The sequence below is a fragment of the Microbacterium sp. A93 genome (assembly GCF_051842835.1).
The window spans coordinates 1-18,846 of record NZ_JBPXMT010000016.1 but is presented as its reverse complement, the minus strand read 5'-3'; the positions used below and the strand labels follow the sequence as shown (position 1 = coordinate 18,846).

The 18,846-nt window shown below is 62.9% G+C and carries 17 protein-coding genes; 13 read left to right on the top strand and 4 right to left on the bottom strand.

Translation table 11 applies throughout. The features are described from left to right. Window positions 1-30 precede the first annotated feature (30 nt). The 10 genes from ACSU1G_RS30585 to ACSU1G_RS30540 all read left to right on the top strand — a co-directional run bounded on the left by ACSU1G_RS30585 (window position 31) and on the right by ACSU1G_RS30540 (window position 11,539). On the top strand, window positions 31-507 hold the full coding sequence (locus ACSU1G_RS30585; protein ID WP_439284759.1) for a DUF2975 domain-containing protein: 477 nt from the start codon (window positions 31-33) through the stop codon (window positions 505-507). Beyond that, window positions 507-746: a helix-turn-helix domain-containing protein gene (locus tag ACSU1G_RS30580; protein WP_439284758.1), complete on the top strand. Its 240-nt coding sequence runs from the start codon at window positions 507-509 to the stop codon at window positions 744-746. Before ACSU1G_RS30585 ends, ACSU1G_RS30580 begins: the two co-directional genes overlap by 1 nt. After that, window positions 746-4,597, top strand: a complete 3,852-nt coding sequence (locus tag ACSU1G_RS30575) for an SCO7613 C-terminal domain-containing membrane protein (RefSeq protein ID WP_439284756.1) — start codon at window positions 746-748, stop codon at window positions 4,595-4,597. Before ACSU1G_RS30580 ends, ACSU1G_RS30575 begins: the two co-directional genes overlap by 1 nt. A 980-nt stretch (window positions 4,598-5,577) precedes the next feature. Beyond that, window positions 5,578-5,946 (top strand): 30S ribosomal protein S12, encoded by a 369-nt coding sequence (gene rpsL, locus ACSU1G_RS30570; protein WP_439284754.1) that lies wholly within the window; start codon window positions 5,578-5,580, stop codon window positions 5,944-5,946. A gap of 5 nt (window positions 5,947-5,951) precedes the next feature. Then, window positions 5,952-6,422 carry a 30S ribosomal protein S7 gene (gene rpsG / locus ACSU1G_RS30565; protein WP_439284752.1) on the top strand — a complete coding sequence of 157 codons (471 nt, stop codon included), beginning with the start codon at window positions 5,952-5,954 and terminating at the stop codon, window positions 6,420-6,422. A gap of 86 nt (window positions 6,423-6,508) precedes the next feature. Continuing rightward, on the top strand, window positions 6,509-8,623 hold the full coding sequence (gene fusA / locus ACSU1G_RS30560; protein ID WP_439284750.1) for an elongation factor G: 2,115 nt from the start codon (window positions 6,509-6,511) through the stop codon (window positions 8,621-8,623). 153 nt (window positions 8,624-8,776) lie between these two features. Next, window positions 8,777-9,970 (top strand): elongation factor Tu, encoded by a 1,194-nt coding sequence (gene tuf / locus ACSU1G_RS30555; protein WP_439284748.1) that lies wholly within the window; start codon window positions 8,777-8,779, stop codon window positions 9,968-9,970. A gap of 144 nt (window positions 9,971-10,114) precedes the next feature. After that, window positions 10,115-10,324 carry a type II toxin-antitoxin system HicA family toxin gene (locus tag ACSU1G_RS30550; RefSeq protein WP_439284746.1) on the top strand — a complete coding sequence of 70 codons (210 nt, stop codon included), beginning with the start codon at window positions 10,115-10,117 and terminating at the stop codon, window positions 10,322-10,324. A 14-nt stretch (window positions 10,325-10,338) separates the two neighbouring features. After that, window positions 10,339-10,746 (top strand): antitoxin HicB, encoded by a 408-nt coding sequence (locus tag ACSU1G_RS30545; RefSeq protein ID WP_439284744.1) that lies wholly within the window; start codon window positions 10,339-10,341, stop codon window positions 10,744-10,746. A gap of 346 nt (window positions 10,747-11,092) precedes the next feature. Beyond that, window positions 11,093-11,539: a hypothetical protein gene (locus ACSU1G_RS30540; protein WP_439284742.1), complete on the top strand. Its 447-nt coding sequence runs from the start codon at window positions 11,093-11,095 to the stop codon at window positions 11,537-11,539. Window positions 11,540-11,576: 37 nt separating this feature from the next. On the opposite strand, the gene ACSU1G_RS30535 is transcribed toward ACSU1G_RS30540, so the two are convergent. Both ACSU1G_RS30535 and ACSU1G_RS30530 read right to left on the bottom strand, forming a co-directional pair. Then, window positions 11,577-11,915 (bottom strand): ribbon-helix-helix protein, CopG family, encoded by a 339-nt coding sequence (locus ACSU1G_RS30535; protein WP_439284740.1) that lies wholly within the window; start codon window positions 11,913-11,915, stop codon window positions 11,577-11,579. Continuing rightward, window positions 11,912-12,181 (bottom strand): hypothetical protein, encoded by a 270-nt coding sequence (locus ACSU1G_RS30530; RefSeq protein ID WP_439284739.1) that lies wholly within the window; start codon window positions 12,179-12,181, stop codon window positions 11,912-11,914. Before ACSU1G_RS30530 ends, ACSU1G_RS30535 begins: the two co-directional genes overlap by 4 nt. A 143-nt stretch (window positions 12,182-12,324) precedes the next feature. On the opposite strand from ACSU1G_RS30530, the gene ACSU1G_RS30525 reads away from it, so the two are divergent. The 3 genes from ACSU1G_RS30525 to ACSU1G_RS30515 all read left to right on the top strand — a co-directional run bounded on the left by ACSU1G_RS30525 (window position 12,325) and on the right by ACSU1G_RS30515 (window position 15,589). Then, window positions 12,325-12,960, top strand: a complete 636-nt coding sequence (locus tag ACSU1G_RS30525) for a VanZ family protein (protein ID WP_439284737.1) — start codon at window positions 12,325-12,327, stop codon at window positions 12,958-12,960. Between the two features lie 130 nt (window positions 12,961-13,090). Further along, entirely contained in the window at window positions 13,091-14,410 is a 1,320-nt protein-coding gene (locus tag ACSU1G_RS30520) for a hypothetical protein (RefSeq protein ID WP_439284735.1), read from the top strand. 81 nt (window positions 14,411-14,491) lie between these two features. Next, window positions 14,492-15,589: a glycosyltransferase gene (locus ACSU1G_RS30515; protein ID WP_439284733.1), complete on the top strand. Its 1,098-nt coding sequence runs from the start codon at window positions 14,492-14,494 to the stop codon at window positions 15,587-15,589. Window positions 15,590-15,855: 266 nt separating this feature from the next. Here the strand turns inward: ACSU1G_RS30515 and ACSU1G_RS30510 are convergent, their stop codons facing one another. Then, window positions 15,856-16,332 carry a transposase gene (locus ACSU1G_RS30510; protein WP_439284731.1) on the bottom strand — a complete coding sequence of 159 codons (477 nt, stop codon included), beginning with the start codon at window positions 16,330-16,332 and terminating at the stop codon, window positions 15,856-15,858. A gap of 117 nt (window positions 16,333-16,449) precedes the next feature. Next, window positions 16,450-18,585 (bottom strand): acyltransferase family protein, encoded by a 2,136-nt coding sequence (locus ACSU1G_RS30505; protein ID WP_439284729.1) that lies wholly within the window; start codon window positions 18,583-18,585, stop codon window positions 16,450-16,452. Between the last annotated feature and the right edge of the window lie 261 nt (window positions 18,586-18,846).

Genomic DNA, 18,846 nt, shown 5'->3' with positions numbered 1-18,846 from the left:
GATACCGGCCGCTTATCGATAGGTAGATTCATGCAACCCCGTGTGACCGCTGTGTTGAAGACGTTGATCGCCGTGATGATCCTGTTGCTGGTCGCCGCTCAGGTGTGGATGATTCCTGGCCTGGCCGCTGCCACGGCAGACCGATTCCCCGAGTTCGCTCACCTTGAGATCCCCGGCGTCATCGCCGCGGTGGTGTTTCTCGTCTGTGTGGAGGTTGTGCTGGCCTGCATCTGGCGGCTCCTGTCGCTCGTGCGCACCGAGCGGATCTTCAGCTCGAACGCGTTCATCTACGTCGACGTCATCATCGCCACGATGATCGCGGCAAGCCTCATCATCATCGTGTCGAACGTGATCATCATGGGCGCCAAGGCAGGTTCGCCGTCGATCCTGCTCGTCTCGATCCTCGGGGTCGTCGTCGGCATCGCCCTCGCCCTGTTGGTCATGGTGCTGCGTGGGCTCCTGCGCAAGGCGCTCGAGCTCGAGCAGGACATGTCCGAGGTCGTCTGATGCCCATCGTCATCGACCTCGACGTGCAGTTGGCGCGCAAGAAGATGAGCGTCCAGGAATTCGCGGATGCCATCGGAATCACCCCCGCGAACGTCGCTGTGCTCAAGAACGGACGCGCCAAAGCCGTACGTTTCACCACCCTCGAGGCCATTTGCCGCGTGCTGGAATGCCAGCCTGGCGACATCCTACGGTGGACCGCCGACACCACCGCCGACACCGACACAGAACCGGGGGAGTGATGAGCACCGCGACCGACACGATCAACTGGGCCGAGCCTGTCGCCCAGCGACTTCTCGACAGCACCGTCTGCCCCGTCTGCGCATCCGACAATCTGAAAGATGGATGCTGCGCCCACTGCGGTGCAGACCTTCGCGGTGCCGTCGGAATCCAGGTGTGGAACGCCTCGATATCCGCAGCCGCCGCACTACGTGCACGCGACGCGCTGCTCAGTCGCGTCCCTCGAATCGTGGATGCCCCGGCCACGGCGCCGGCGCCCGCACTCACCGCAGCGCCCGCGAACGCCGCAGCGCCCGCGACCACGAACGCCGCGACGCCCGTGACCGCCGCAGCGCCCGCAATCCCACAGCCGACCGCGCCACCCGCCCCACCTGCCCCACCACAAACCCCGCCACCCACCAAGCCGAAACCCCACCCCCAGCCGCGCAGCAGCGCCACGGTCCAGTCCGTACTGGCGATCGCCGGCGCCGGACTCTTCGCAATCGCCGCGCTCATCTTCACCTTCCTGAATCCCGACCTCTCCGACCGTGGCATCCGCAGTGTCGTAGTCGGGCTGGTCACGCTCGTCTTCCTCGGCGGAGCGTGGATGCTCGCCCGCCGAGGACTCCAGTTCTCCGCCGAAGCCATCGGCGCCCTCGGCCTCGTGTTTGTCGCGATCGACGTCTACTCCTTTGCGCAGATCGGCGACACGCCCGCCGCCACCTGGATGCTGGCCGCGCTCGCAACCGCGGTCGCCAGCGCAGTGATGCTCGCCGCAGGCAGGCTGTCAAAAATCGGGGCCGCGAGAATCAGAGTGTGGCCGTGGGCAGCGCTGATCGGCGTCGCCGTCGTGCCCGCGATGCTCGGCTACGCCGCGGGTGCGATCTATGTCTCAGCCCTGGGACACATCGGCACCGCTCTCCTAGCCGCCGTGCTCGTCAGGGTGTGGCCGCCCGTCGCGCAGCGCTCGCTCACCGCGATTCAGGTGGTCGCGGTGCTGAGTGCTGTGCCACTCGCGGTGCTGGGATCCTTCTGGTTTTCCGGCACGGTCACGATCATGCTCGGCATCAGCCTGGTGCTCGCGCTCATCGCCGCGCACGCGCTCTTCGCCACGCACGAGCTGTTGAGGCACTGGTGGAGTCTCGTCGCCGGAGCCTCGGCGACCACGGCATTCGTGCTCGCGGTCACGTCGCCCGTGGCTCACGCGGCAACAGAGTGGATGCCGGCAGCGCTCCCGACGGCCGCGGCATTCGCGTTCGCCCTCATCGCGGTGTCGCCGTTGCCGCGCACGGTCGCTCGCTCCACTCTCGCGATCGGTGGCGTCATCGTGGTTGCGCTGATCGGACTTCTGCCCCTGGCCTATGCCGCAGTCGCCGCTCTCGACACCCTGACCGACGTGGTGCGGGGGACCGGACCCCTCCTGCCAGGAGAGCCAGGAGAATGGGCCCCGGTGCTCGGAATGGTCGGGCTCGCCGCCGGAATCGCCCTGTTCGGCGGACTCGCACGAGACCGAGACGCCCAAACCCAGGAACACCAAAACCAAGACCGCCAACACCAAACCCCAGACAAGAGCCAGACCCTCCGCCCCTTCGCCGCAACCACCGACGTCATCGCGATCGGTGCGGCGGCGCTCGCAATCCTCACTCTGGCCTGCAGCAACCTCCTTCCGCTCCCTGCACGCCTCATCATCGTGCTCGCCTCCGCAGCAGCCGCGGCTATCGCGCTGAGAGCGATCCCGAGCATCCGCAACACAGCGCTGGTGAATCGCGTGGTGCTGATCATTGGCATCCACACGGCGATCGCAGTCGGCGTCCTCATCTCGTGGCTTGACCCCCAGTCCGCACCACTGTCCGGTCTCGGCGTGATCGCGGCCCTGGCGCTTGCGGCCATGGCACTGCCCGCAGGCATCCGCTTCCTGCATGTCGGCGTCGGGTTCGCCTACGCGCTGGTGTGTCTCGGGCAGGCGCTCGCGCTGACCGAACTCGGCAGTATCGCGGTGCTGTGCCTGGTGGCATCCGCTGGTCTCGTCGGCGCGATCGTCGTGACCTTCTTGCCTCGGGTCAGCTCGCGCAATTGGTACGCCGTGTTGGTCGTGACAGTGGTGCCATTCGCCGCCGGCATCGTGCAGGTGATCTTCGAGCGCAGCGGCTGGACCGCACTCTCGACCGCCCTGATGTTCGCGCTCGCCCTGTCACTTTTACTGACTCGTCGCCCCGGCCTCAACATCGTCCTGCGCACGCTCGCGGCCGGGATGCTCGTGCCCACCGTCGCCGTCGTCGTGGTGTGCCTGGGCGCCCAGGTGCTCGCGATCAGCGCCTCGCCGGTCACGCTCCCGATCATCGCGGCGATCGTCGCGCTCGTGCTTCCGAGCACCACCATCATTAGAGATTCCCTGCGTCGCAATGGCCTACCAGCGGATGCCGCGGCCGCCGTGCGCGTGGCAATCGAAGCATCCGCACTGCTCACCGGAGTGATCGCCACTGCGCTCGCGCTCGCACGAGAGGCAGCCGGGCTCGGAACGACTTTCCTGGTGCTCGTGATCCTCGGAATCGGAGCGGCCGCCAGCGCCGTATTCACCCGTCGTCGCTACGGCTGGTGGGTGGCGGGTGCCGCTTTCACCGGTGCGCTCTGGTGCGTGTGGACCATGAACGGCGTCGACCTGCTCGAGGCCTATCTGCTTCCGCCGGCGCTGGCCGCGGCGCTCATCGCGGCGATCCTCGCCGCGCGTGGAGTGGAGGTGCGCGGCCTCTACGCCGCGGGTCTCGGTGTCGCCGTACTGCCCAGCATCGCGCTGCTCGCCCTTATCGAACCGGATTCCCGCACCGCAGCGGACGTGCCATGGCGGGCCTTCGCGCTCCTGGCCGCCGGTGTACTGCTGCTCGGAATCGCGGCGGGCCTCGCCCGCCTCGGGCAGCGGCTGCGCATCGCGCGATTGCGGATGCTCGTACCGGCGACGCTCGCGGCGGCAGGTCTCGCGGCGATCGCGGGCCCGATGCAGGGCATCCGAATGGGCATCGGTGCCGACCTTTCCTTCCTGCATGGATCGGCGCTGTTCTTCGCGTGCTTCGGGGTGTCGGCGCTCGCTGCGCTCATTCTCGTCTTCGCTGGCCGTGGCATCCGATTGGCGGCGCGTGCGAAGTCGCGCCTGCGTACCTCACGCTGGATATTCGCGCCCGCAGTGCTCGCGCTCGCCGTCGGAACTTGGTGCGCGATCGAACGCGACTGGGGATCGATCTGGATGATGTGGATGCTGATGATCGGCATCCTCGCGCTCATGCTCACGGCCGCCGTCCGTGCAGAGCGATCGACGCTGCCGCCGGTGTGGTTCCTGTTCGCAGTCGCGTTCGTCACCGCGGTGGTCGCGTGGAGTCCGCGCGACCTGCGGGTGGAGTGGTTTTCGTTGCCACTCGGCGCCTTCCTCTTGCTCGGCGGAATCGCCGGGATGCGTCGGCACGCGGGGGAACGGCGGCACGCGGGGGAGTCCGGCAGCATGCTCGGGAACTGGCCCGCCGGTCGCACCGGCTCCTGGATGCTGCTCGCGCCGGGAATCATCACGATGATGAGTGCGTCGATCGTGGCGACTTTCACCGATCCGCTGACGTGGCGGGCGATCCTGGTGATGGTGCTCGCGCTCGCAGCGATCATGGTCGGTGCTGGCCGCCGCTTGGCCGCTCCCTTCATTATCGGGATGCTCGTGCTGCCGATCGAGAACGTCTTCGTCTTCTCGGTGCAGATCGGCCGTGGGATTGAGTCGATGCCGTGGTGGATCACGCTCGCCGTCATCGGCGCGGTGCTGCTCATCATCGCCGTGACCTACGAGCGGCGCAGCGAAGATGCCTCGACGGTGGCCGCCCGCATCCGCGACCTGCGCTGAGCCCCGCCTCGCCCCCGCTCGCCCCGCCCTCCCGATCCCGCCGCGAGAATTGGTTTGCTGCATGAGACAGGTGTTCCCGCGGCCTTTCTCGTGCGGCAAACCCATTCTCACGGCCGCATCCCACCCTCGAGCACCTCGATCGACTCACCTGGGCCGATCGACGCACCATCTCCCGCACGCCGCGACACCGACAGCATGAGCCACCGCCGTAGGGATGGTGCCTCACGCGCTTCGTGTCGCCGCGCGCGCAGGATGTTGTCTCACCCCGGATGCCGGGCCACCTATGCACCGAGTACCTCGCTTGCCAGCCGCCTGGGGGACTGAATCTGCCCTGAAGCAAGCGAAAGGCCCTAGATCCAGTCGTCCGGCTGGGTTTCTAAGGCCTTCTTCCCGATCCGTCGCAACGGGAGGCACTATCAATATAACTCGCCGACTTCGACCCGGCACCAGCTCCGAGCCCGCTCGAGCTCGGCCAACCCGCGGCCCCAGCCTCGAGAATGGCCCAGCTGCATGAGACGGGTGTTCCCGCGGCCCGTCTCGTGCGGCAAACCGATTCTCGCGGCTGCGTCCAGCCCGCGAGCACCTCGTTCGACGCACTCGGGCCCGATCGAGACAACATCTCCCGCACGCCGCGACACCGACAGCATGAGCCACCACCGTAGGGATGGTGCTTCACGCGCTTCGTGTCGCCGCGCGCGCAGGATGTTGCCTCACCCCGGATGCCGCGACCATCCACGCGCCGCCACCCCCGCCGCCGCGCCCCCACCCACCCCACACCCTCATTTGACCGCTACACCACGCCGCATTACACTTGATCAGGTGTGTGCACGTCTTGGCGTGCCTGCACACGGGCTCCGGTCCATATCGGTCCGCCCCCACGGCATACCCACCACACCAAAAGCTAAGCGATTCCGCGCGGCCGGTGGGTCATGAGGTGAAACCCATCACGCTGTCACCGTGCAGCACTATGAGGAGAGAACGTGCCAACTATTCAGCAGTTGGTTCGCAAGGGACGCTCGCCCAAGGTCACTAAGACCAAGGCGCCCGCCCTGAAGTCGAACCCGCAGCAGGCCGGGGTATGCACCCGCGTCTACACCACCACCCCGAAGAAGCCGAACTCGGCGATGCGCAAGGTCGCTCGTGTGAAGCTTCGTAACGGCGCTGAAGTTACGGCGTACATCCCCGGTGAGGGACACAACCTGCAGGAGCACTCTTTGGTGCTCGTCCGCGGCGGTCGTGTCAAGGACCTCCCCGGTGTGCGTTACAAGATCGTCCGTGGCGCCCTGGACACCCAGGCAGTCAAGAACCGTAAGCAGGCTCGTAGCCTCTACGGTGCGAAGAAGGGTTAAGACCAATGCCTCGTAAGGGTCCCGCCCAGAAACGCCCCGTCGTCAACGATCCCGTATACGGCGCTCCGATCGTCACCTCGCTTGTCAACAAGATCCTTGTTGATGGCAAGAAGTCGCTCGCAGAGTCGATCGTCTACGGCGCCCTCCGCGGCGTCGAGGCGAAGAACAGCCAGGACGCTGTCGCAACCCTCAAGAAGGCGCTCGACAACGTGCGCCCCACCCTTGAGGTTCGTAGCCGCCGCGTTGGTGGCTCGACCTACCAGGTGCCGATCGAAGTCAAGCCGCACCGTGCGAACACTCTCGCGCTGCGCTGGCTCGTCAGCTACGCCAAGGGTCGTCGCGAGAAGACCATGACCGAGCGTCTCCAGAACGAAATTCTGGATGCCTCGAACGGCCTGGGCGCTGCAGTCAAGCGCCGTGAGGACACTCACAAGATGGCCGAGTCGAACCGCGCGTTCGCTCACTACCGCTGGTAAACAGCCTTTGCCCGTTCCCGGTCGCGTGCCGGGGACGGGCACCCAAACTTTCGCAGTTGTACGGCTAGATAGAAAAGGACACTCCAGTGGCACAAGACGTGCTCACCGACCTGAGCAAGGTCCGCAACATCGGCATCATGGCGCACATCGATGCTGGCAAGACCACCACCACCGAGCGCATCCTGTTCTACACGGGCGTCAACCACAAGCTTGGCGAGACGCACGACGGTGGCGCAACGACTGACTGGATGGAGCAGGAGAAGGAACGCGGCATCACGATCACGTCTGCCGCCGTGACCTGCTTCTGGGACAACAACCAGATCAACATCATTGACACCCCCGGCCACGTGGACTTCACCGTTGAGGTGGAGCGTTCGCTCCGCGTGCTCGACGGTGCTGTCGCTGTGTTCGACGGCAAGGAGGGCGTTGAGCCCCAGTCCGAGACCGTCTGGCGCCAGGCTGACAAGTACAACGTTCCGCGTATCTGCTTCGTCAACAAGATGGACAAGCTCGGCGCTGACTTCTACTACACCGTCGACACGATCATCAACCGTCTTGGTGCGAAGCCGCTCGTGCTTCAGCTGCCGATCGGTGCTGAGAGCGACTTCATCGGTGTCGTCGACCTCGTCGAGATGCGTGCGCTTGTCTGGGCAGGTGACTCCAAGGGTGACGTGACCATGGGCGCTTCCTACGAGGTTCAGGAGATTCCTGAGAACCTCAAGGAGAAGGCCGCCGAGTACCGTCAGCTTCTGCTGGAGACGGTCGCCGAGACCGACGACGCGCTGCTGGAGAAGTTCTTCGGTGGCGAAGACCTCACGGTCGCCGAGGTCAAGGGTGCGATCCGCAAGATGGTCGTCAACTCTGAGATCTACCCGGTCCTGTGTGGTTCGGCGTTCAAGAACCGCGGCGTGCAGCCGATGCTGGATGCTGTTGTCGACTACCTGCCGAACCCCCTCGACGTCGGTGCCATTGAGGCACACGACCCGAAGGACTACGACACGATCATCGAGCGCAACCCCAGCGCGACGGACCCGTTCGCGGCTCTGGCGTTCAAGGTTGCTGTGCACCCGTTCTTCGGTCGCCTCACGTACATTCGCGTGTACTCGGGTCACCTGGATTCTGGTTCTGCGGTCATCAACTCGACCAAGGGCAAGAAGGAGCGCATCGGGAAGGTCTTCCAGATGCACGCCAACAAGGAGAACCCGGTCGCCGGAGTCACCGCGGGCAACATCTACGCTGTGATCGGTCTGAAGGACACCACCACCGGTGACACCCTCACTGACCCGGCATCCCCGGTCGTTCTCGAGTCGATGACGTTCCCGGAGCCTGTCATCGAGGTTGCGATCGAGCCGAAGACGAAGGCCGACCAGGAGAAGCTGGGTGTCGCCATCCAGAAGCTCGCTGAGGAGGACCCGACCTTCCGCACGGAGCTCAACCCCGAGACCGGTCAGACGACCATCAAGGGCATGGGCGAGCTGCACCTCGACATCCTCGTGGATCGTATGAAGCGCGAGTTCAACGTCGAGGCGAACGTCGGCAAGCCCCAGGTGGCTTACCGCGAGACGATCAAGAAGACCGTCGAGAAGCACGACTACACCCACAAGAAGCAGACGGGTGGATCGGGTCAGTTCGCAAAGATCCAGTTCAACATCGAGCCGCTCGATTTGGATGCTGAGAAGACTTACGAGTTCGTGAACGCCGTCACCGGTGGTCGCATTCCGCGTGAGTACATCGGCTCCATCGATGCTGGTTTCCAGGATGCTATGAACGTCGGCGTTCTCGCCGGCTTCCCGATCGTGGGCGTCAAGGCGACCCTCGTTGACGGTGCTGCTCACGACGTCGACTCTTCGGAGATGGCGTTCAAGATCGCTGGTTCCATGGGCTTCAAGGAAGCTCTCCGTCGCGCCAACCCTGTGCTCCTTGAGCCGTTGATGGCCGTCGAAGTGCGTACTCCTGAGGAGTACATGGGCGATGTCATCGGCGACCTGAACTCACGTCGTGGCTCGATCCAGTCGATGGAAGATGCTGCTGGCGTCAAGGTCGTTCGTGCGTCGGTTCCGCTGTCCGAGATGTTCGGATACATCGGTGACCTGCGCTCGAAGACTTCGGGTCGCGCTGTCTACTCGATGGAATTCGACTCCTACGCTGAGGTCCCCAGGGCCGTGGCGGACGAGATCGTCCAGAAGATCAAGGGCGAATAACCCTTTCGATCCGGATGCCTCGTGAGGGGCATCCGGATCACACTCACAACTTCACATGCAATCTCTCTACTAAACTGAGAATCAAACCCCGTAGGGAACCGGTCACAAACCAGTGCCCGGCAATCTCTACACGAACGTCCTGAGGAGGACCCAGTGGCCAAGGCCAAGTTCGAGCGGACCAAGCCGCACGTCAACATCGGAACCATCGGTCACGTTGACCACGGCAAGACGACGCTGTCCGCAGCCATCTCCAAGGTGCTCGCTGACAAGTACCCGTCGGCCACCAACGTGCAGCGTGACTTCGCTACCATCGACTCGGCGCCGGAAGAGCGCCAGCGTGGTATCACGATCAACATCTCGCACATTGAGTACGAGACCCCCAAGCGCCACTACGCGCACGTTGACGCTCCCGGCCACGCCGACTACGTCAAGAACATGATCACCGGTGCAGCTCAGATGGATGGCGCAATCCTCGTGGTTGCCGCTACCGACGGCCCGATGGCTCAGACCCGTGAGCACGTTCTGCTCGCCAAGCAGGTCGGCGTGCCGTACCTGATGGTCGCGCTGAACAAGAGCGACATGGTTGACGACGAAGAGATCCTTGAGCTCGTCGAGCTCGAGGTTCGCGAGTTGCTCTCCAGCCAGGGCTTCGACGGCGACAACGCACCTGTCATTCAGGTCTCGGCGCTCAAGGCGCTCGAGGGTGAAGAGAAGTGGGTCGAGCGTATCGTCGAGCTCATGCAGGCTGTCGACGACAGCGTGCCGGACCCCGAGCGTGACCGCGACAAGCCGTTCCTTATGCCTGTTGAGGACGTCTTCACGATCACCGGTCGTGGAACGGTCGTCACCGGCCGCGCCGAGCGTGGAACCCTCAAGATCAACTCTGAGGTCGAGATCGTCGGCATCCGCCCGACGCAGAAGACCACGGTCACTGGTATCGAGATGTTCCACAAGCAGCTCGACGAGGCATGGGCCGGCGAGAACTGTGGTCTGCTGCTTCGCGGTCTGAAGCGTGAAGACGTTGAGCGCGGCCAGGTCGTCGTTCAGCCGGGTACGGTTACGCCGCACACCGACTTCGAGGGCACCGCGTACATCCTTTCCAAGGAAGAGGGCGGCCGTCACAACCCGTTCTACACGAACTACCGCCCGCAGTTCTACTTCCGCACCACCGACGTCACCGGCGTCATCACGCTGCCTGAGGGCACCGAGATGGTCATGCCTGGTGACACCACTGACATGACGGTCGCGCTGATCCAGCCGATCGCTATGGAAGACGGCCTCGGCTTCGCCATCCGTGAGGGTGGACGCACCGTGGGCGCTGGTACGGTCACGAGCATCATCAAGTAAGTACTCTTACTTCTCAAACGGGTCGGGCCTTCGGGTCCGGCCCGTTTGTCGTTGGCGGATGCCGGATGCTGGTGTTGGATGCTGGGTTCCGAGAATTCTATACCCCTCTTGTCGTTGCGGTAAAGGGAGGCCTAGACTAGCCTGATGAAGGCACAGAAGACGCGGGATGTCCTCAAGTACCTCAGGAGTATTGGCTGGGTGTTCCTCCGGGACGGCCAAGGAAGTCACGAGATTTGGGGACTGCCCGATGAATCTGTGAAGGCGGCGATTCCGGTCGGACACCGCGAGGTCTCCGCTGGAGTCCTCCGACAGATCAAGAACGCAGGGGTAAATTTGCCCCGGGACTGGCAGTGAATAGGGAGGACGCGATGAGTGCTCAAAGATTCGAAGTCAAGGTCGAGCGCGACGGCAAGTGGTGGGTCTTCGAGATTCCTGAACTCGGCACTGGTGGCCAGGCTCGCAGTCTCGGCGAAGTGAGCTCCGAGGCCCAGGGGGTCGCCGCGATGTGGCTCGACGTCTCTCCTGAGGCGGTGGCCGTCAATGTCAGTGTCGCTGGCCCCGCGGAAGCTCTGGCCGAGTGGGCAGCTGCCGAGCTCGACGAGGAAGAAGCCCGACGGGCTCAGGCCCGCGCCGCGGCGCGTCGTCGCGCCGTCGTGCGTGAGCTTCGCGGACAGAGCTATAGCGCCCCCGACGTCGGCCGCGTGCTCGGTATCAGTAAGCAGCGTGTTTACCAGCTCGAGAAGGCCGCAGACGTAACGGAGAAGATTGCATCGTGACGACGCCCCGAATCGCAGATAGGGAAGGCGTGGCCATGTCGGGATTCGTGATTGAGTATCACCGCCCTACTGGTGAGCACCGCGTTCGAGAGTTTTCCGGCGACACCGTGAAGAAGACTCACGCAAGGTACTTCGCCGAAGCCGAGTAGCCGGACGCAGCGTCTGCGGGCGGAGCGTGCGCATCCGCTTCCTCGCAAAGGGCTCGCGCTTTCGGGTCCGACCCCTTTGCTATTGGTGGATGCTGTCGCAGTGATGTGGCTCGGCGTCTCTCCGACATGGTGGCTGTCAATGTCAGTGTCGCTGCCCCACGGAAGCTCTGGCCGCCTAAATGAAGGGAAGTGGCGTGATGGCCGCTGACACCGACACTCTCATCCGTACGCGTTACGCGCGCGACCTGATGAAGTCCGTCGTGCGCAATAATCTGCACTCAGTACTCACGGTGAAGGCAGCTGACGGAACCTCACCTATCGTTGTTGCTTTGGGGCACGAGAAGGTCGATGTTGTATTCGCGCGTGTACAGAGCGCGGGAGGTTCAGCGAACCTGTTTGTCGTCGACTCAGACGAGAAGCTTCACATCATCGAGATGGTCGCTAAGCATCAAGCGCCCGCTGAGTCGGATATTGAGCTGGAGAAGTCGACCGACGTCTCCGACGTGCACAACAACATCACAATGGACTATCTTGTGATGTTCATGCGCCAACAGTCGGCGAAGACCGGCATACTGCGCGTTCGGTTCTCGGGCGTAGATCTGGAGGCGACCGCGGGCGCTGAATTGGACCTGGCCGCAGCCTGAGACAGCTTTTCGATGAGCTCGCTTCGCGTTCGGGCGGTCAGGAGACGTGCCGCAGTTCGACGTATGCGGCGAGAGCTTCGCGCACGATGTCAGATTCGTCGCGCTGCTCACGTTGCGCGAGGTCACGCACGCGATCCTTGAGCGCCTGGGGCACACGCGCACGCACGACCGGCGACGGGCCGCGCTTCGTGCCGACAGGCGGTCGCCCCATTGCCAGTTGCACCGCCTCCTGCGGAGTCGCTGCGCCGGTCGCCGCCATGAGAGCGCTACGCGCTTCGGCCGCGGCCTCGGCGCCGCGTCGGATGGTGCTGGGCTTGACAGTCAGCTCGCCGCGCTCAGCGCGAGCGGCCAGCTCGTCGTACTTGTCAGTAGTCATTGTGCTTCTCCTTCGTGCAGTAAGTATCGGAACATGTCGGTCAGGGGCATGACGTGGAAGATCAAGATCGTGCGCGGCGGCTGGTGCGCGGCGATCACTTCGAGGTAACGGTCTGTCTGCCCATGCGGGTGGCCGATGTACACGATCACTTGTTCCGCCGGCTCACCGTCCACCTCTGCGATCGCCTCGGCGTGCATCATCGCGTACAGGGCATCCTCGTGCGGAATCCCGTGTTTGTCCGCGCTACGCGCCCACTCAACGGCCATAACTAAAGTGTAGCTCAGAATGAGGCTACACTTTAGTTTCCCTTCATATCGGCGCATCACTGGAGGGATCCTCAGAACGACCCGTTCTCCCAGCCGCCCCTCGCTACGATGGCTATCCGCCCGCTAGTACCGAGGAGCACCCATTGAGTGAAATCCACGTCGGCCCACCGCCGCCGCGCAGCTATGCACGTCTGTGGGTCTCGACAGTCCTGCTCGCGTTCTACGCCGCGTTCGTTCTGCTGGTCACGATGTGGCCGAACCCGAAGCAGCTGGAGTTCGGGAGCATCTCCTCGCGTCTGCTGCAGGTGCTGCATAACTTCGGAGTGCCGGAGTCGTTCGGATACGACAAGCTCGAGTTCACGGCGAACATTGGCATGTTTGTGCCCCTCGGTTTCTTGTTGGGGCTCGCGTTGGCGCGCAAGGCGTGGTGGGTGGCGATCTTCTTGCTTCCCGCGTTCTCTGGTGCGATCGAGTTCACGCAGGGGCTTGCCCTTGATGAGCGTGTATCGACGTTCTACGACGTGTTGTCGAACACGATCGGTGGCTACCTTGGGCTGCTGCTCGCGATGGTCATGCGGGCCATGATCTATGCCCGTGACCGCACCAAGATCGAGCGTGAGTTGTGGGAGCGCCGAGCGGCTGCTGCGCAGCTTCAGCGTGCCCGTGCCGAGCAGTATCAGCAGTCTTATGCGCCGGCCGAGCCTGACCCGGTGACCCGGGTGCTGGATGCTGATTTCTGGGCATCGGATGAGGCGCCGACCCTGCGACTGAACCTTTGACCACCTTCAATGCACAATGACCGGTGCAGAGTCGCCGGTTGTCCCGGAAGTTCGATAAGATTCGCGTAAGCGTCAACGCTGACGCCCTTGCATCCGTTCATAACGGTGCTCATTGACCGAAAGAGCCGACATGACTCGACGCCTTCACAACAGCAGTCCGCACAGCACGCTTCGCGCGCGCCTTGCGTCGCTGGTGGGCGTCTTCGCTATAGCGTTGAGCAGCTTGATCGTGGCCGCGCCCGCACAGGCATCCGTCGTGATCGACAGCGTTGCGCAGCTCACGACGCAGTGCTCTTCGGATGCTTTCCAGGTCAACGGCGGCGGAGTGATCACCCTGGGCGCAGATGAGTCGGTGACTGCTTATCTTCGCGTTGATGGTGAAGCTCCCGCGAACGTCGAAACGATCACGGCCGATGAAAACGGCCTGCTCGTGAACCGCGCTGGGACAACTCCGGTCATCGAAGACGCTGAGACGCATCTCGTCGAGTGGGTCGTCAATGATGTCGTGCATTCCAACGGCCAGTTCTCGTACGCCGAGAACTGCGCCGATGCGTCAGCACCTGTTGCGGGTGCAGTGACGTTCAGCGACGCGGTGTGCCCCGCTGAAGGGGATGCCACGGCCACGGCGACCGTGCGGTTCAGCGCTGACGCGCCGAGCGACGCGACCGCCGAGCTGACCGTGATCAACGGCGACACCCAAGGAACGTACTCCGCTGACATTGATGAGAACCGCCAAGCGGTAATCGAGTTCGCGATCCCGCGTGAAGGAAAGACGGTTGTGACCGTCGTCGAGCGCCACAGTGCAGATCTAGTGAAGCCTGTCGGCGAGAAGACGTACGAGTTTGCGGTCGACTGCGCTGAAGTAACGCCGACTCCGACCCCGACTCCGACAGAGAAGCCCACGCCGACGCCGACTCCGACCGTGGAGCCGACGCCTACGCCGATTCCGACCGTGGAGCCGACCGAGGCGCCGGCCCCGGCTGAGCCTTCCGAGGCTCCCGCTCCGGCGCCGAGCCCTGCTCCCGCGCCGGTTGTGGAACCGCCCGCGCCCGCACCGGTTGTGCCTGCAGCTAGCCTCTCGAGCACGTCGGTTCCTGCCGGTGGCAGCGTGACGGTCAACGCGAGCGGATTCGCGCCGAACGAGTCGCTGGAGATCTGGCTGCACTCGGATCCGTGGAAGCTGACGAACGCCACCGCAGATGCAACCGGAGCACTTTCGCTGCCGGTGGGAATCGCTGGCGGCACGGAGATCGGTGACCACGAGATCGAGGTGCGTGGCGCAACCAGCGGGTCCGTGTTCGTCGACATCACAGTGACTGACGATCTGGCCATCACCGGTATCGACTCCGCGTTCGCATCGGGCGTCGCGACCAGCGGTCTCGTGCTGGTACTCGGCGGTCTCGCGGTCGTGTTGCTGGCTCGCCGGGCACAGTTCGAGGCGCGGGCGTAATCGCACCCCTCAAGCGGCCGGTTCGGCGCTCATTGACCGCGCGACTAAGATCGAATGGTCATTGACAATGGGGGTTGAATTTTGAGCGGCATTCTCGTTCACGAGTGGCTCGCTCGCACCGGAGGGTCGGAGAACGTCTTCGAGGTGCTCAGCGAGACTTTTCCAGACGCCGCGCGATATGCGCTGTGGGATGACAGTGAGGGTCGTTTCAACGGTGTCGGTGAGACCTGGTTAGCGAGCACGCCTCTACGCCGCAGTAAGGCGCTGGCTCTCCCGTTGATGCCGCTGGCGTGGCGTCAACTGCCATCCGCTGAAGCTGACTGGGTTCTAACGAGCAGCCACCTCTTCGCGCATCATGCGCGCTTCGCAGGGCCTGCGCGGCATGCCCCAAAGCTTGTGTACGCACACACTCCCGCCCGCTACATCTGGGTGCCGGAGTTAGACGGCCGCGGCGGGTCGATTCCGGCAAAGCTCATGTCCTCGGCGCTGAAACCGCTCGATCGCAAGCGCGCGCAAGAACCTGTTGCGATCGCAGCCAACAGCAAATTCGTCGCTGAACGAATCCAAGCGACTTGGCAACGTGACGCTGAAGTGATCTATCCGCCGGTAGCAGTGCAAGATTTCGCTGAGGCACCCGTGCTTTCGGACGCCGACCAGGCCGTGCTGGACGCACTGCCCGAGGGCTTCCTGTTCGCTGTGTCTCGATGGGTTCCGTATAAGCGACTTGATGCCGCGATCGCTGCTGGACTTGCTTCTGGCCGCCCGGTCGTGCTTGCAGGGGAGGGGCCTGACGAAGCCCGTCTGCGTGCGGAAGCCGAAGCAAGCGGTGTCGACGTCCGGTTCCTGCACCGACCTTCGTTCCCGCTACTGAAGGCGCTGTACCGTAAGGCCGCGGCTTTGGTGTTCGCCCCCATCGAAGACTTCGGCATTGTGCCGGTGGAGGCGATGGCGTCGGGGACGCCAGTGGTCGCGAACGGCATCGGCGGCGCGGTGGAGTCAGTCATCGATGGCGTCACTGGCGCGCATGTGCATGACTGGGAATCTCATACTGAGCTGGCCGCGGCGGTAGATCGCGCGGTGGCATCTGCCTCAAATGCATGCGTTGCACGCGCGAGAGAATTTAACACCGAAGTCTTCACTCACCGGATTACTCATTTTGTGAACTCCAATATCGGTTGACCTAAGCCCAAACCGCTGATCGCTGGCAGGTAACTGCGGATACTCGGATTGCGAGGTCGATGGTGAATCACCCCGGGTTCAGTGGAGGGCGAGTTCTCCCAGCGCCACCTGACGCTGGGGCTTCGTCTAACGGTAGTACTCGTTCTCCTTCTCGAACGGTGTGAGATGGCTGATCTGTGAACGCAGTCGGCTCTCGGCTGAACCAGTGCACCCACGACAGTGTGGCGGTTCGACCTCCTCGGCGGTGCGGAATGGGCCGTCGATCTTCATGCACTCGGTCCTGTAAAGGCCGACGACGCTCTCGGCGAGGGGTTTGATTCTCCCATGGTCGTCAACTCAGGATTTCGTCGGTTCGAGGATTCACCTTGATGAGCTGGAAGACCTCGCGGATGCCATAGCGTTTGAGGTAGCGGATAGATGTCTCTTTTGCTCTTGCCCTCGGTGGTGCGGCGTGCGACATATGCCTTCGCTGGCTCGTGGTGTTGCATCCGCACGATCACCGTCCGGTAGATCGCAGCGTTCAGCTGCCGGTGCCCGCTGCGGTTGAACCTGTGTTTCCTGCTGGTCATCCCGGAGCTGGTTGGTACGGGGTTGATTCCAGCGAGCTTCGCGAGCGCGACCTCACTTCTGGTTCGCTCAGGGTTGTCGCCAGCAACGATCAGTATCTCCGCAGCGGTGTCCAAGCCGATGCCGAACTCATCCAGCAGGTGCGGCACGCATTTCATCACCAGCTGCTCGATCATTTCCGCGTGTTCTTTGACTTCTTCGTCGAGCGCGATCTATGGTTTCGCAATGGAACGGCCTTGGATGGTCGACGAATCGCGACATCACGATGTCCGTCGTTTCCCCTGGACGCTCCGCTATCTCGACAATAGCGGAGACAACTGCTCATCGAGCCACGGGGCTAGCGTTCGCGCGAATGTTGTGGTCAGGTGATTATCGTCGAAGTAAACGATCGCTTCGCCGATAACTGCGTGACACGTTCCATTCGTGCAGAGCCGCCCGCCCAGGTCGATCGTTGTGCCACCGATCGTATTGACAGCTTCAACCAAGAAGTTGCTACGAGAAGGCTGATCCCAACTGCAAGGATCGGCAGTTTGCTCCGAGTCTTCCACGCAGACGGCACCCTGCACGCCGTTGGGCATTCCAGGGACGTCTGTGAGCACCACCACCGGAGCGTGGCTGCGGAGCGCTTCGAGTCGTGGTATCGCGTCTTCTGAGGTGACGGGTGTAGCGTGCGCACGGGCAGACAGCACAATGAGCGTAAGGCCAGAGGTTGACTCAACGACCTCTTCTACGCCTTGTCCCCATTCGACGCATCCGTTGTGTCGCTCTTGTTGGTTTGCGTCGTCAAATTTTGTTGGGACCTCGAAGCCAGTGCATCCGCTGCGCGTCAGCGTCGTCAGCTCCCATCCGTTTTCGGATGCGACCTCGGCCATGGGATCAACGAGATGCTGTGCGTGCGAATCGCCGATAAACAGCACTGTGGGGGCCTTGTCATCTGCCGTACCGAAGTCGCACGCACTTATGATCTCGCCCAAGCAGTCGGCGGTAGGTGAGATGCCAGTTCGCCATGGAATGTCTGTCGCCGCCACTTCCGGGTTTGTGAGCTCACCAGTGGCGAAGGGGCGCTCGCAGCCATTGTCGAGGGCATACGCGCCGAAGCAACCATCGGTGTCGGCCATCGCCGCTGCAACGCTGTTTGCATAGTAGTTTTTGGCGTTGTCGGATACAAAACCTGTCAGCGATGTCATGCCAACGACGACGGCCAAGCCACTGGCCATGAAACTGAAGGCACGGCGACGGTTGCCGAGCAGTCCGTCGCTCCTCCGTGTCGGGTCTTCCACGAACTTTTTTGTTAGCCATGCAAGACCCACGGAGACGGCGAAAATCAACACTCCGGGGAGCAGCGAAATGCGTCCTCCGAAGACCATCGGGTACGTGAAGATCAGAGGCCAGTGCCAGAGATAAATTGCGTATGATGTGTCCCCGAGAAGCTGAACGACGCCTGCCCGTAGCAGGTATTGCGGTGACCACGTGGTCGCTATGTCTCCGATGTAAATCAACGTGACGGTTCCAGCAACGGGAATCAGAGCAGTCCATCCGGGGAATGGCGTAGATGCGTCGTAGATGAACGCCGGTACAAGAATCAGTCCGAGTGCGACCCAACTAGCGGCCGCCGCGATCTTCCTATTGAAGTTCGCTGCCAGCAGCGGAGCGAATGCTAGCAACCCGCCGGCGGCGAACTCCCATGCACGCGTCGGCGTAACGAAGTAAGCCTGAGCAGGATTCGTCGCTGTGAGCCAGAACGACAGGGCGAGCGACGCGATGAACACGGCACCGAGCGTCGCGCGGATCGCGAGACGTGGAGCACGCTTCAGCTTCGACGCGATCCACACAGCCGCGAGTACGAGCATTGGCCATGCGATGTAGAACTGTTCCTCCACTGAAAGTGACCAGTAGTGCTGCGCGAGGGATGCCGCGTTGTCCGCGCCGAGGTAGTCGACCGCGTTGAATGCGAGCACCCAATTTTGCACATAGAGCGCTGACGCCGCGATCTCGGTCAGGTTTTGCATGAGCTGCGAACGAGGGATCACCGTAAGTGCGAGCACGAACGAAACGATGAGGACGAGGAACGCTGCAGGTAGCAGTCGACGTACACGTCGCGCCCAGAACCGGGACAATGACACAGTTCCAGTGCGATCCACCTCGCCTAGTAGGTGCGCGGTGATCAAGAATCCACTGATGACGAAGAAGACATCGACGCCGATGTATCCGCCGGATAGCTTCAACGGCCACAGGTGGTACACGACCACAGCAATGACAGCGACCGCACGAAGTCCTTGGATGTCGTGTCGGAGCGTTCGTTGCGTAGCTACCTGAACTTTCAGGGTGTTGTGGGTCATTTCCAGCTTTCCTGCGGGCTTCAGAGTCTCGATGCTATCTGCTTGAATCCAGCGGCCCGAACTGGGGTGTTTCTGCGAAAGGTACTTCATGCGAGCAATGGAATCTATGGTGTGAGCGAATGATGCTCATCTCCGATAACCGTAAAGTTCCGGGCTAGCTGAACTGGTGGGGAAGGGGAAGGCTAGTGGCAAGGGGCGCTACGCGAACAAGGGTGTAGCCGTCTGAGCGCGTCGACGGTCGGGACTGCTGCACGGTTAGGTGACAGTTTCTAGTCACGCCGCGAGGGCGACGGTCGTGTTCATGATGGTCTCGAATTCGATCGGGGTCAAACGCCCCAGAGCGGCTTGCCG

Excerpts from the sequence above, each read along its gene's own strand:
- ACSU1G_RS30585 (WP_439284759.1), top strand. The coding sequence starts at position 31 with ATGCAACCCCGTGTGACCGCTGTGTTGAAGACGTTGATCGCCGTGATG.
- ACSU1G_RS30580 (WP_439284758.1), top strand. The coding sequence starts at position 507 with ATGCCCATCGTCATCGACCTCGACGTGCAGTTGGCGCGCAAGAAGATG.
- ACSU1G_RS30575 (WP_439284756.1), top strand. The coding sequence starts at position 746 with ATGAGCACCGCGACCGACACGATCAACTGGGCCGAGCCTGTCGCCCAG.
- rpsG (WP_439284752.1), top strand. The coding sequence starts at position 5,952 with ATGCCTCGTAAGGGTCCCGCCCAGAAACGCCCCGTCGTCAACGATCCC.
- ACSU1G_RS30550 (WP_439284746.1), top strand. The coding sequence starts at position 10,115 with ATGAAGGCACAGAAGACGCGGGATGTCCTCAAGTACCTCAGGAGTATT.
- ACSU1G_RS30545 (WP_439284744.1), top strand. The coding sequence starts at position 10,339 with ATGAGTGCTCAAAGATTCGAAGTCAAGGTCGAGCGCGACGGCAAGTGG.
- ACSU1G_RS30540 (WP_439284742.1), top strand. The coding sequence starts at position 11,093 with ATGGCCGCTGACACCGACACTCTCATCCGTACGCGTTACGCGCGCGAC.
- ACSU1G_RS30535 (WP_439284740.1), bottom strand. The coding sequence starts at position 11,915 with ATGACTACTGACAAGTACGACGAGCTGGCCGCTCGCGCTGAGCGCGGC.
- ACSU1G_RS30530 (WP_439284739.1), bottom strand. The coding sequence starts at position 12,181 with ATGGCCGTTGAGTGGGCGCGTAGCGCGGACAAACACGGGATTCCGCAC.
- ACSU1G_RS30520 (WP_439284735.1), top strand. The coding sequence starts at position 13,091 with ATGACTCGACGCCTTCACAACAGCAGTCCGCACAGCACGCTTCGCGCG.
- ACSU1G_RS30510 (WP_439284731.1), bottom strand. The coding sequence starts at position 16,332 with ATGATCGAGCAGCTGGTGATGAAATGCGTGCCGCACCTGCTGGATGAG.
- ACSU1G_RS30505 (WP_439284729.1), bottom strand. The coding sequence starts at position 18,585 with ATGAAGTACCTTTCGCAGAAACACCCCAGTTCGGGCCGCTGGATTCAA.